This window comes from Curtobacterium flaccumfaciens, from assembly GCF_018598405.1.
Classification (GTDB): domain Bacteria; phylum Actinomycetota; class Actinomycetes; order Actinomycetales; family Microbacteriaceae; genus Curtobacterium; species Curtobacterium aurantiacum.
This window is the reverse complement of sequence record NZ_JAHEWS010000044.1, coordinates 1-12149: the sequence shown is the minus strand read 5'-3', so window position 1 is coordinate 12149 and position 12149 is coordinate 1. Positions and strand designations below refer to the sequence as shown.

Here is a 12149-nt window from a genome sequence, read left to right as displayed (position 1 = left end):
GGAAAGGGGAGAGGGGGGAAAGGAGGAAGGGGGAAGGGGTCAGAGGGTGAGCGCCGGCGCGTCGAGGAACGACCAGTCGCCGTCGGGGTCCGAACGCCGGAGGAACGCACGGAGCTGCGCCGGCTGTGGTGCGCTGGCCGCGCCACCGAGGCCGGTCACGGCGTAGGCGGCGCTGGCCGCTGCGAAGCGGAGCCTCGTCTCCAGGTCCCAGCCGCGAAGCGCCCCGGCCATGAACGACGCCACGAAGACGTCGCCGGCGCCGGTGGGATCAACGACGTCGACCGGGATGGTGTCCGCGGTGACGACGACACCGTTCGCGGAGTCCACGGCAACCACCCCGTCGCGGCCTCGGGTGACAACGGCCAGTGGCACCCGCTCGGCAAGCGCTTTGGCGGCCTCGAGCGCCGATCCGGTCCGGGTGTAGTGCATCGCCTCGACGTCGTTCGGCACGAAGACGTCGACCTCCGCGAGCCGGTCCAGCACCCCGCCCGCCCAGGCGCCGGTGTGGTCCCAACCGACACCGCCCACGACCGTCGTGCCCGCCGCCCGGAGCCCAGCGACCCACGGGGGCAGTGGTCGTGCGATCCCCACGTGGGTCGCGGCGACCGCGCCCAGGTCGTCGGGGAGGCCGAGCGGGCCGAGGTGCTCCTCGTACGTGATGAAGCTCCGGTCGTCCGGGCCGGTCAGGGCCACGGAGACGGCGCTCTGGAACCCGGGGACCAGGCTGAGCAGGCTCGTGTCGAGCAGCGGCTCCGCGGTGAGCACGTCGTACACGTGACGGCCCAGGACGTCGTCGCCCAGCCGGCTCAGCAGCTTCGTCGGCGCTTCGGCGCGGGCCGCTGCGACCGCACGGTTGGCGACGCCACCGGGGGTGACGGCGAACGCGTCGGCGAACACCTCGGCACCCGGCTCCGGAGCGGTGACCCCGGAGAACACGAGGTCGCAGTAGACGTCCCCGGCGAACAGCAGGGCACCTCGGCTGGTGGGCGGGCTCGCCTCGGTCACGGCTTCTCCTCATCGTTGCGGATCGTCCCTGCGCAGGTCTGCGCAATCACGGGATGTTCCGCTCGTGATGCTCAAGCCTGCGTGTTTCGTGTTGCCAGGACGTTACTCGATTGCGCCAGATTTGTTAAGTGTGCTCAGAATCAGATTATGGTGATTGAACTTGCGCGAGTGTGCGCGAATTCGACTACAGTGGCGCCATGATCCTGCGAGAACGTCAGAACCGCATCATCACGGCGCTGCGGCTCGACGGTGCTGCCTCCGTCCAGGAACTCGCCGACGCACTGTCGGTGTCGCCGGCGACGATCCGTCGCGATCTGGAGATGCTCGACCGCAACGGTGAGCTCGTCCGAACCTGGGGTGGCGCGGTGCTCGCCCCGCGCGCGACCACGCCGGGCGAAGAGGACGGTGAACCGGTCGAAACCCCGTTCGAAGAGGCGGGCGATCTCGACCTGAAGCGACGGATGGCCGAAGCCGCGGCGGCCATGGTCAGTGACGGCCAGGTGGTCATCCTCGACATCGGCACGACCACGCCACTCGTCGCGGAGCGTCTGCGCGGCCGCGACATCACCGTCATCACCACGAACCTCGCCGTGTTCGACGTCCTGCGCGACGACGAAGCGGTCCGCCTGGTCCTGCTTGGTGGCGTCGTTCGCCGCAACTACCGGACGCTCGTCGGGTCGCTGGCCGAAGCCGCGTTGGAGCACGTCAGCGCCGACCTGCTCTTCCTGTCCTGCACGGGTGTGCGCGCGAACGGGCACGTCGTCGACAACATGGCCGTCGAGGCGCCCATCAAGCAGTCGATGATCGCCGCCGCCGACCGCGTCGTGCTGCTCGCCTCCGAGACCAAGTTCCCGGGGACCGGGGCCCTTCGGCTCTGCTCCCTCGCCGACGTCGACACGTTGATCACGACGACCGGCGCACCCGACGAAACACTCGCACACAGCCGGAACGCCGGCGGAGAGGTCATCACGACATGAAGCTCTGCATCCTCGGAGGCGGCGGGTTCCGCACGCCGTACGTCTACCAGGCGCTCCTCCGCGACAGCGGCTCCCCGCGCGTCGACGAAGTCGCGCTCTACGACGTCGACGAGGTCCGGTTGCACGCCATGGTCGCGATCCTCACCGAGCTCGCCGAGGGCTTCCCGGACGCCCCCGTCCTGAAGCCGACGACCGACCTACACCGCGCCGTGGAGGGCAGTGACTACGTCTTCGCGGCACTCCGGGTCGGTGGCCTCGAGGGTCGTCGCTGCGACGAACACGTCGCCCTCGACCTCAACGTGCTCGGACAGGAAACGACCGGCCCCGGTGGCCTGGCCTACGCCATCCGCACCGTACCGGTCATGGTGGCGGCGGCGAAGGTCATCCGAGACCTCGCGCCGAACGCCTACGTGATGAACTTCACCAATCCGGCGGGCATCATCACCGAGGCCATGCAGACGGTCCTCGGCGACCGGGTCCTGGGGATCTGCGATACCCCCTCCGGCCTCGGGCGCCGGGTTGCCGGGATGCTCGGCCTCGACCACACCCGTGTCCAGATGGACTACGTCGGGCTGAACCACCTCGGATGGATGCGCCGCGTGATGTACGACGGGCGAGACGTCCTGCCCGAGCTCATGGGTGACGACGGGCTCCTCGGCGCGATGGAGGAGGGACACGTCTTCGGACTCGACTGGATCCGTTCACTCGGCTCGATCCCGAACGAGTACCTCTTCTACTACTACTTCAACCGTGATGCGGTCCGCTCCATCGTCGGGTCCGGCAAGACCCGCGGCGACTTCCTCGCCGAGAGCCAGTCGGCGTTCTATGACCGAGCGAGCGCTGCCGGCAACGGTGTCGCGGAGCTGTGGCGTGAGACCGTCGAACGGCGCAGCGCCTCGTACATGGCCGAGGCGAAGGGCGGCACGCAGGACGAGCCGCTCGACCCCAAGGAGCGTGAGACAGACCCGTCGCACCAGGGCTACGCCGGCGTCGCACTCGGCGTGATGGCGGCTATCAGCCGCAACGAGCGTCAAACGATGATCCTCAACGTCCGGAACAACGGCACCATCGCGGGCCTCCCGCTCGACGCGGTGGTCGAGGTCCCGACGATGGTCGACGCGAACGGCGTGCACCCGATGACCACCGACCAGCCCGACCTGCACCAGATCGGGCTGATGTCGCAGGTGAAGGCGGTCGAGCGGCACACCATCGCCGCCGCCCTGACCGGGTCGAAGGACGAGGCCCTGAAGGCGTTCGCACTGCACCCGCTGGTGGACAGCGTCACGGTGGCTCGCGACCTGGTCCGCGGCTACGTCGACAAGATCCCCGAGGTCGCCGCCGTCCTCAGCCGCTGACAGTAGCGAGAAATGCCGCGGATGGCTCTCGGCCCCCTTGTCGTGGCTAGTGAACGCGATCACCTGCCTGCAGTGACCGCTGGGTGGTCCGTCGATAGACAACATGGCCACCCAAGCAGTCTGCAGCTAACAGACCCGCCCCTCCGGCAGTGCGTGTTCGGGTCACGCCAAAGCAGAGGGTGAGCAGCGCCGGGGCTGGTTACCCCGGTGAGCGGGAAGAGCGGTGGGGCCGTCGCCCCCTCACGGCGGCCCCATCGGCCTGCCGTCACCGCAGCCAGCCAGGCGCCGAAGGTGTCTTGGCGTCGACGGCGTGCGCTGCGGAGGCGCCACGACGGTGAGTCCGGCTGCCCGGGCGACTGGGCGAAGGTCGGCCCGGCCATTACGATCGCACGATGTCGAGCATCGCTGGGAGCCGTTGGGTCATCACCAGTGCTGCCGGGAACATCGGGTCCGCGGTCCGCTCGGCACGCCCGGAGGAGTTCACGGCCAGTCGGCACGTGGCCACCTCGCGTTGAGCCAGCGCCAGTTCATCAACCTGGACGAGGTTAACGACGTCTTGGCCTCATCCAGCGAGCTCGCCGTGTTGCAGAGGCTCTAGATGGCCGCGCAGCTCTGCGGCTATGGCCAGGTGTGGGCCTCAGTGCCACAGCGAAAGTCCGTCAGCGCACCGCTGCACTGAGGTATACCTCACTACCACGCGTCTCAAGGAGTGTAAGCGGCCCCTCTCCACGCGCAGGAACTACGACCGAATCCAAACCGACTTCTTGCGCCCGAGTTGTCTAAGTCAACATGAGTGCACGTGCCGGTGATGCTATCCGATCCAGAAACTGTCATCGATCCATCCCACATTGTCGGTCAGTCGACGTACAATCTTCTCGAGGCATGTGGAAGAGCATGCACCCGACTCGAAAGGTTTCTTCATGGCACCGTCCGTCCCCACCATCACCTGCCCGTACTGCCGAAACGTCTTCGTTGGCGTCAAGGTGACGCGGCACGGCCTCATCAATTGCGGCAAGTGCGGTCGAGCGTTCCGCATCTGATCATGTCGCCCGGCCGCCGCTCACGGCGGCCGGGCGACACTTCTTCCGATAGAGCAGAAGCGAGGGTGCCATGAGTGCCAGTCAGTACCGACGGCAACTGGAAAATAAGCAGAAGCAGCAAATCGACGCCGAAAGGCGTGTCGGAGAGTATCGAACGAAGGAATCAAAAAAGAGAGCCGATGCCAGCAAAGCACGCTTGGCGGCGACTAAAACGACAAGCGCGAGTACTGCCTCGAGTCGACTTCGCGAAGCGCAGCGACGGGATGCTGAAGCAGCGCAAGCGGGCAAAGATGCGGCGAGCTGGCAGACGCGGGCCACGGCGTACGCGAAGGATGCTTCCGGACTGCAGACAAAGCTCTTCAAGGCAGAGCAAGCCGAGACCTTAGCGGCTCAGCGCGATCAGGCGAAGGCTTTGGCAAGCGCCAGCCGGTCGGCAGCGGCGAATCAGTCCGCGCTCGAAGTTCGTGTAGCTCGGAGTGAAGCCACTGTTCGTGACGCCGTTCAGCAACTTCGAACTCCTCGCCAGGAAAAGCTGCGCATCTTGATCCTCGGTGCATCCTCCGACGGGGGGTTGAGGGTGGGTCGTGAGCAGACCCGAATCCGCCGAGCGGTTCAATCTGCGGAGCATCGGGATCTCATCGAACTCGACGTCCGCCCTGCCGCCACCACAGAGGATCTTTTGGACGGATTGACTAGATTCCGGCCGCATATCGTGCACTTTTCGGGGCATAGCGATGATGACCTGATCGAGTTCGAGGATGAGGTAGACAAACCTCACGATGGCGTTGTGGTCACCGCGCGAGCCTTCGCGAATGCAGTACAAGCCGTCGACGAACCACCTCTTCTCATCGTGCTCAACTCGTGCAACTCAGCCGCTCAAGCCGAGGCGCTTGTAGAGACGCTCGCTCCATTCGCAATCGGGATGTCTGATGAAATCGACGACACTGACGCGATTGCGTACGCTGCTCAATTCTATGCAGCGCTCGCGAATGGTCAGTCAATCGGCGCAGCGCATGGCCTTGGTAGAGCAGCGCTCGAGCTCGCTGGACTGGGTGGCGCGGAGCTGCCCACGCTCGCGGCCATGGACGGTTTCGATTCCGCGGCCGCCGTGCTCGTGAAGGTAGTCGAGTAACGGCAGCCGTCTTGTCCCTCCAGAAAGCTGGGCTGACATAAGAGGCATCTATCGGCACCAAAGAATCACGGCTGGCACCCGGCAGGTGCCGTGCCATGATCTTCAGGCCGGCGCGAATGTGCTCCCGGTGTAGCGGTAGCCGTTCGGACCCGGCTCTCGCATGGAGTTGATGGCTTCGTCCAGGTGCACGTCGAGCAAGCTGAAGACGGCCAACTCTGGTAGGTCACGCATGGATCCCAGCTCGAGGTTGGTCGCGGCCCGTTGCAAGCTAGGCCAGGCTGTCTCCAGCTCTGCGTACGGTATGCGGACTTCGACTGTGGTCGGCCACGGGGAACCGTCCTCCTTCATCCGAGGAGTTGGCGCGAGGACCAAGACGCTATCGCGGTAGCGCACTTCTCGAACGTCACGTCGGGCCGCGAACCAAATGAACAGTTCGCGGTGAATCGCAGCGGAGGTAGTTTCCGTCATAGTCGTGAGGGCTCCTTGGTTCAGCAGTGCGGGTCGCTCGCTCGGCCGTTCTCGAAGTAGGAGGTGATGATGTTGTTGCTGCCGCGGCCGACTGGGATGATGGTGTCGTACGCGCGGATGACTTCGCCGTCGCTGTTCTCCCGAACACAGAGGTACCCGTGGTAGACGTCCTTGTTGTTCACGTCATCAATTCTGGTTGACGTGGAGATCAGGTTCGTGGCGGTGATGTTCTCCATGAATGAGTCCCACGTCCCTGGCTGCGCGTACTTGGTGCGCACGTTCTCCCAGTCCTGACCGTGGCCGTGGTTGATGTGGCGGAGCCCATATTCGGCCTGCGTGCCGCAGCGGAGGTGGGCGGTGGTGCTGCTGCCTGGTCGACGTTCCCAGTTGTGGACGATGTCGGCTTCCTTGGCGCCGGTTCCGCATCCGGGGGAGACCAGCAGCATCGAGTCGAGCTTGCTCTGTTGGGCAGTGGTCACCCCTGGTACGTATACCGTGTACGCGCTAGCGGCTGCGTCGTCGGCCTGCGCCGAGAGCGGCGCGGTAACGACACTCGCTGCTACGGCCGCGACGGTGATGCAGACGAAGAAGCCTCGAGTAGAACGACGAATCATTTCCAACCCCTCACTCGTTGATCCGGTACGTCGATCGTCGCGCCGTCCTCAGCCGGTTGCGTGAACCACGGGTGACCAACCGCTGAGGGAAAGTCCAGCCTGGCGGATCGTTGGAGGGGTTGAGAGTGGTCGAGCGTGCGTGCTCGGAGTCAACGAGAACAGCCGGCTGACCCGAGGGGTAGCCGGCTGTCGCCTGTCGGGGGATGGCCTCAGTGCGCGGCGTCGTACGCGTCGCGGACGGCCTGGCTGATGCGACCGCGGGAGGAGACTTCGTGGCCGTTCACGTTGGCCCATTCGCGGATCTTCGCGAGCTCTTCCGAGTTGCCGCGCTTCGGCGCGCTGCCAGCGCGGCTGGGGCGGTCGGTGACCTTGCGGGCGGCGGCGACGTAGTCGGAGAACGCTTCGCGGAGCGCGTCGACGTTGTCGTCGGTGAGGTCGATCTCGTAATAGGCGCCATCGAAGCCGAATGTAACGGTGCGGCCGTGACCGTCTTCGATGGTGTCGCCGGTGAGGTCGTCGACGAGGTGTGTGGTGACTTTCTGTGCCATGTGAGTGCTCCAATCGGGGGACGGGCTCTTAGCCTGACAGAGATGCCCCCAATTCCCCGCATCGACGCTGAGTGCTATGCCGCGCTATTGCGAACGAATGCTGCGAAGCCGGGGATAGTGAATTCGAGCATACCGCGGTCCGCGGGCTGGATGAGGCCCTTATCTATCAGGCGTGCCCGTGGTGTCGAAAGCTGGTTACTGCCGGTGTTCAGCGCTTCCGCGATCGCGGAGCGTGAAGCGGGTCCGTCACCGAGATTCGCGATCGCGGCGAGCATGCGTCGCTCGGCTGGCGAGCAGGCTGACCACCTGGCTCGGAAGAGGGCGTCGAGATCTGCCTGCATCGCGATGTGGCCATGGTCTACAGCGCCGACGTCGATGATGGCGCCCGGGTCCGGTCGTCCTGCGGCTACCCACGCGGCGTCCGCGATGAGCTGCACGGAGTACGGGTACCCCTGCGCGATCTCCAGCGCCCGGTCGACGGCGGGCGGAGTCCAGTGCACGCCGAGTGCCCGCGCAGGTCCGATGAGCGCGATCTCTTCCGCCTCCCGGTGCAGGGGCCCGAGCGGCCGGTAGGCGAGGCGTTCACTGAACGTGACGATCCCCGCGATGGTTTCGGGAGCGTTCGGAAGGCCGGCGGCGAAGATCGCGGCTGGGACATCGGTGCCCTCAGCTTGCAGGTGCTGCCAGGCGTAGACCAGCGTGCGAAGCCCAGTCGGATCGGCAGATTGGATTTCGTCGATGAGGACGACCAGAGGGGTGTCGACGGCGGCAGCTCTGATCACTGCCTCGAGGGCTCGCGCCCCCGACAGCTCGAGGTCCTGGCTGCTGTTCGCCGGATGGAAGGTGCCCGTCGCGGTCGCGACGCCGGGCACCCCGACGGAGAGCTGCAGCGTCTCGATCCTGCCCCGAAGCGCCGCCCGGGTCTTCTCGCCGAACCCGTCGGTCGCGCGGCGGAGCTCCGCGGCGATCTGTGCCACGAGTCCCTGTTCTTCGCCTGCAGTCACCCACACTGTGACCGCGCCGCGTGCTGCAGCATGACGCTGGTACTCCCGGAGGAGAGAGGTCTTCCCGAAGCCGCGAGCGGCGTGATCGACCCGGATTCGGCCCACCAGGCGACGGAGGTCAATCAGTGTGGACAGGCGCTCGTCGACCTCCGCGACTTGCTGAGCCCGCCCGGGGACGGTTCTGGCGATCTCGCCTGGGGTGTAAGGACTTGGTTGCATCGAATCACCGATCGTCTGTTATGAAGCAGAGGTTTCATAACAGAGTATCGGCACTCGCATCCCAGCGCGCTTGGCGACCGCGTCCAACGAGCTGTTGAGAGTCCAGCGGCGCATGCGTGCGGGGCTGCCCGTGCGCGGCCGCCGGGGAGTCCAGCAGGGTCAGCGACGACCTAAGCTGCGTGCTCGTCGGTGGTCAGGCTCAGCCCTGGGCATGCCGATCACCCGGAGGAGCGCGTGTCTCGGTTCGATCTGACGTCCACTTCCGACTCGGACACGCGAACGAAGAAGTCTGCGTAAGTCGGTTCCGCCGGATACGAAGGCTTCTCCTGCACGCGCGCGGTCACCAGCGCGTCTAGAACCGCGGGGGGTAGGAGCCCGTGGCGTCGCCATTCCAGAGGATCTTGCTGCCGCTCAGTGCGACGGGGTTCTACTTCACGCATCATAGGGTCTGCCATCAATTACAGCTATGCGACTACTTGTCATTTTCACCCTGCGGGGTTTATATAAGCGGGTTGCACGAGCGGGGTCCCGCGGTGTATAGATATACCAGTCGTAGGGTAAGTCAACTGGCTTGTTGCGCATGACTATTGGGGAGCGCGAGAATGGGGTATCAGACTTGTTGGGTGCAGGACTCGTACTTGTCAGCACCCTGGGTGGGTACATCGATACCGAGGGAAGCGGACGTCATTGTCAATATCCTCGACGGGTCCGGCGTCATCATCGATGATCGGGGGCAGTGCATCGCTGCTCGTCCCGGCAAATACTACTTGCTGAGCGCCGTGCGCAATATGGGTTTTCATGCTGACACGTCTCGGCTTTCCTTGTTGTACTGCAATCGTGCGGGCGGAGCGGAGGATTCCCGCGTCCGCCAATGTGAACCAGTATTTCCCGTCGGAAGGATTGGAGTACTAACCGCAGAGCTTCGCGCTAGGAAGAGTAGGGGGGTAAACGACGCCGAAGTTAATTCGATAGTCCGGGAACTTGACCAGATTGTGTCGCGCGCCTATCCAGTCGAAAACCCCGGCATCACCTGTGATCCCCGGTTTCAGAATCTGCTGCTCCGCATGCACTCTGGCTACTTCGACGCAAATCGAACGCTTGGTCTGCTGCGCGCATTGGCCGCCTATTCGGGCATGTCGGAGAGGACTATCCAAGCCAAGTTTCGGAGAGTTGTCGGCAATTCACCAGCCGAGTACATGCGAAACATTATGCTGGATCGCGCGGAACGGCTACTGAGTGATGCAAGTTACGCGGAAAGCATCGGCGACACGGCAAGAAATTTGGGATTTTCCAACGCGGGCCGATTCGCGGAGCAGTATTTTGCGCGTCACAGTGAGACACCATCGGGGACTCTCAAGAGAGCTCGCCTCAGCCGCTGACGTCGTATTCGCGGGCGGCTTCGTTCCGGCTGACGTTTGCCCAGTCGGTGTTCCGTTCGAACCCGAAGTCGGGACCGAAGAAGAGGCTCGCTGCGCGAGTGTCGCTTCGCAGCGTGGCTTCTAGCCATGCGGTGGTGGCTGCTGCGAATCCGCCGCCGTCACTGGTAAGGACAGACTCGAAGTGTGCCGCGCCGCGCAGTGAGCCGTACACCATCGGGCCATGTGCGCGATCGCGCATCCATCGCTCTACGTACAGCGGCGGGTACACGACGGGGTCGGCGCTCCCGGTCAGCAGGAGCATCGGCGAAGTCACCAGCTCTACGTCTGCGAGCGGGCCGGGTTGAATCGGAATGAGCGTCCGGACACGGGGGTCGATGGCGGCGTTGATCGCAGCCTGTCCGCCCTGTGAATGACCGCTGGCGGCGATCTTGTCGAGCTGCAGCGTTCCAGCGAACCGACCACCCGAAGCCTCGTTCTGCCGCTGGAGCGAGTCGATGGTCTGGCGCATCAGGAGGCCAAGCGCGGGGTTCGGAGTGTTCGCCGCGGCCACGACGTACCCGTAACTGACCCAGTGTGCGAACAAGCCCCGGTATACGTAGGGAATTCCTCCGGATCCGTTACCCCAAATGATCACCGGGCGAGGATCGTCCGCGGACAGATCAGTCGGGTAGTAGAGCGTCGCCAATGCCTGCACGGTGACAGACATCTGGTGGCTCCCGCGAGCCGTCCACCGCTGCAGATCGGCCGGGTCAGCCGCGGCTGGGCGCGCGCCGAGAAGCCCTCCTCCCACACCTGCGGTCACGGCCGCGGCAGTCGCGAGTGTGACAAAGCTCCGACGGTTCAGCTGGTCCATGTGTAGCTCCTTTCCGCCGCTCATCCTCCGGGGCGTCCTGGTTCGCAACCACTTATATATCAGCAGAAGTAGTCAGTTTGCAGATCGCGTCCATCGACCGTTCCTGATCGCCTGTCGCTTGTGAGCCTTGCGACTGTTACCCGCGGCCCAGGGCCGTGAGCAACGCACCGGTACGCGTACGACGAGATGGGGTTTCAATGAGGAAAGCAACACGCAACACGCTCCTGGCTGTCGGGGGGAGCACACTCATCGCGATGGCGGCGGTGAGTTTGGTGCCGCCATCGCAATCAGCCTCCGCCGCTGATCTCTCAAGCGATGGGGGCGCCTTCAGCGGTGCCGCTCGCAACTACGGCGTCTTCGCCGGCGTCGGGCTGCTGAACGACACCGTCAACGCCCGAGCGAACATCGCTGAAAGCGTCGTCGCGGTGAACTCGAAGGGGCTCTCGCAGTACAAGGGCACCGGCACTGGCGACTACGCGGTCCCCGGTCAGATCGCCAACGACCCCACCGCTCGGGCTTACAGTCGCGCAGCGCCAATCGGGGCCGGGTTCACTGGGTTGAACTTGAACCCGGTCCGCTCGCAGTCGACGTCGACCACCATCGAGGAGACCGCGAGCAACAACCAGAACTTCGGCAAGCTCAACCTCGCTCCGATCGGGACCATCGATGCTCTGACGGGCTCGACGAAGACCGCTTGGACCGACGATGTACTGAACAACGGTGGCGTCGTCGCAAGCTCTGGTACCGACACCGGTGAGGTGCAACTGGTACCGGCGATCACAGCTGGCGGAGTTCCGGTCCCCGGGATCTCGCGGGCGCTTCCGCTAGGCCAAGCAGACCTCGGCCAGAACACCAACCAGGTCCGTCTAGTCGCATCGCCCACCGCGACCTGCCCAGCAGCCCTGGCCGCGGAGACGACCTCGACATGGAAGTTCGCCGACGTGCAGCTTTTCGGCGGCAACGTCGGTGTCAGCTGGGGAGGTGAGTCCGGTGCCGATGACACCGGTACGATCACCGCTCGCACTACCGGCACGCCGGGTGGCGCCTCACTGACGGTGTCGCAGCTGCCCACGATGACGGTGCAGATCGGCGGCACGAACGGTCGGGCACTCCGGCTCGAGCCAGGCGCGGCGATCGAGCTGTCCGACCTGTTCGCCGGGTCGACCCTTGGTTCTGCGCTCTCGCGAATCGTGGACGGCCAGCTCACCTACGGCGGCACGACCAACGTGCTTCAGACTGCGGACGGTACGCACGCAGCCGGCTCGATGAACGGTCTGAACGCCGATCTGACCCTGCTGCCGGTCCCGGTCGTCGCTCCGAGCGGGCTGGGTTCCGCCGAGCTTGGATTCGAGCGCGTCGACGTCGACTCGACTATGCAGGCCGGTGGGCTGCACTGCAACAACAGCGCGAGCACCAACGCGTCCGCATCCTCGGCCACCAACGGTTCGTCGGCTACCAACGGTTCGTCGGACACGAACGGTTCGTCGGCTACCAATGGTTCGTCGGCTACCAACGGTTCGTCGGACACGAACGGTTCGTCGAGCACGAACGGGAG

The 12149-nt window shown here is 65.0% G+C and carries 11 protein-coding genes; 6 read left to right on the top strand and 5 right to left on the bottom strand.

Annotation, left to right across the window (positions count from 1 at the left end):
• Window positions 1-39: 39 nt before the first annotated feature.
• Window positions 40-1005: a carbohydrate kinase family protein gene (locus KK097_RS17305; protein ID WP_214545576.1), complete on the bottom strand. Its 966-nt coding sequence runs from the start codon at window positions 1003-1005 to the stop codon at window positions 40-42.
• A 197-nt stretch (window positions 1006-1202) separates the two neighbouring features.
• On the opposite strand from KK097_RS17305, the gene KK097_RS17300 reads away from it, so the two are divergent.
• The 4 genes from KK097_RS17300 to KK097_RS17290 all read left to right on the top strand — a co-directional run bounded on the left by KK097_RS17300 (window position 1203) and on the right by KK097_RS17290 (window position 5509).
• Window positions 1203-1982, top strand: a complete 780-nt coding sequence (locus KK097_RS17300) for a DeoR/GlpR family DNA-binding transcription regulator (protein WP_194624539.1) — start codon at window positions 1203-1205, stop codon at window positions 1980-1982.
• Entirely contained in the window at window positions 1979-3337 is a 1359-nt protein-coding gene (locus KK097_RS17295) for a 6-phospho-beta-glucosidase (protein ID WP_214530722.1), read from the top strand. The genes KK097_RS17300 and KK097_RS17295 overlap by 4 nt, the downstream gene beginning before the upstream one ends.
• A 392-nt stretch (window positions 3338-3729) precedes the next feature.
• Window positions 3730-3852, top strand: coding sequence for a hypothetical protein (locus KK097_RS18510; protein ID WP_284731047.1), 123 nt, complete (start codon window positions 3730-3732; stop codon window positions 3850-3852).
• 595 nt (window positions 3853-4447) lie between these two features.
• On the top strand, window positions 4448-5509 hold the full coding sequence (locus tag KK097_RS17290) for a CHAT domain-containing protein (protein WP_133938570.1): 1062 nt from the start codon (window positions 4448-4450) through the stop codon (window positions 5507-5509).
• A gap of 488 nt (window positions 5510-5997) precedes the next feature.
• Here the strand turns inward: KK097_RS17290 and KK097_RS17285 are convergent, their stop codons facing one another.
• The 3 genes from KK097_RS17285 to KK097_RS17275 all read right to left on the bottom strand — a co-directional run bounded on the left by KK097_RS17285 (window position 5998) and on the right by KK097_RS17275 (window position 8362).
• Window positions 5998-6591: a hypothetical protein gene (locus KK097_RS17285; protein ID WP_214530723.1), complete on the bottom strand. Its 594-nt coding sequence runs from the start codon at window positions 6589-6591 to the stop codon at window positions 5998-6000.
• Between the two features lie 209 nt (window positions 6592-6800).
• Window positions 6801-7139 carry a histone-like nucleoid-structuring protein Lsr2 gene (locus KK097_RS17280; protein ID WP_214530724.1) on the bottom strand — a complete coding sequence of 113 codons (339 nt, stop codon included), beginning with the start codon at window positions 7137-7139 and terminating at the stop codon, window positions 6801-6803.
• Window positions 7140-7213: 74 nt separating this feature from the next.
• Complete coding sequence (locus KK097_RS17275) at window positions 7214-8362, bottom strand: ATP-binding protein (RefSeq protein WP_214530725.1); 1149 nt, start codon at window positions 8360-8362, stop codon at window positions 7214-7216.
• Between the two features lie 602 nt (window positions 8363-8964).
• Between KK097_RS17275 and KK097_RS18870 the strand changes: the two genes are divergently transcribed.
• Window positions 8965-9741 carry a helix-turn-helix domain-containing protein gene (locus KK097_RS18870; RefSeq protein ID WP_367575488.1) on the top strand — a complete coding sequence of 259 codons (777 nt, stop codon included), beginning with the start codon at window positions 8965-8967 and terminating at the stop codon, window positions 9739-9741.
• Here the strand turns inward: KK097_RS18870 and KK097_RS17265 are convergent.
• The gene (locus KK097_RS17265; RefSeq protein WP_214530727.1) at window positions 9731-10594 is read right to left on the bottom strand and encodes an alpha/beta hydrolase family protein; all 864 of its coding nucleotides are present in this window, start codon (window positions 10592-10594) and stop codon (window positions 9731-9733) included. The two genes, KK097_RS18870 and KK097_RS17265, sit on opposite strands and share 11 nt — an antisense overlap.
• A gap of 254 nt (window positions 10595-10848) precedes the next feature.
• On the opposite strand from KK097_RS17265, the gene KK097_RS17260 reads away from it, so the two are divergent.
• Window positions 10849-12149, top strand: a 1301-nt coding sequence (locus KK097_RS17260; RefSeq protein WP_214530728.1) for a hypothetical protein, incomplete at its 3' end; no start/stop codon positions are given.

Coding starts and splice junctions, on each gene's coding strand:
- KK097_RS17285 (WP_214530723.1), bottom strand. CDS start 6,591: ATGATTCGTCGTTCTACTCGAGGCTTCTTCGTCTGCATCACCGTCGCG.
- KK097_RS18510 (WP_284731047.1), top strand. CDS start 3,730: ATGTCGAGCATCGCTGGGAGCCGTTGGGTCATCACCAGTGCTGCCGGG.
- KK097_RS17295 (WP_214530722.1), top strand. CDS start 1,979: ATGAAGCTCTGCATCCTCGGAGGCGGCGGGTTCCGCACGCCGTACGTC.
- KK097_RS17265 (WP_214530727.1), bottom strand. CDS start 10,594: ATGGACCAGCTGAACCGTCGGAGCTTTGTCACACTCGCGACTGCCGCG.
- KK097_RS17275 (WP_214530725.1), bottom strand. CDS start 8,362: ATGCAACCAAGTCCTTACACCCCAGGCGAGATCGCCAGAACCGTCCCC.
- KK097_RS17290 (WP_133938570.1), top strand. CDS start 4,448: ATGAGTGCCAGTCAGTACCGACGGCAACTGGAAAATAAGCAGAAGCAG.
- KK097_RS17280 (WP_214530724.1), bottom strand. CDS start 7,139: ATGGCACAGAAAGTCACCACACACCTCGTCGACGACCTCACCGGCGAC.
- KK097_RS18870 (WP_367575488.1), top strand. CDS start 8,965: ATGGGGTATCAGACTTGTTGGGTGCAGGACTCGTACTTGTCAGCACCC.
- KK097_RS17300 (WP_194624539.1), top strand. CDS start 1,203: ATGATCCTGCGAGAACGTCAGAACCGCATCATCACGGCGCTGCGGCTC.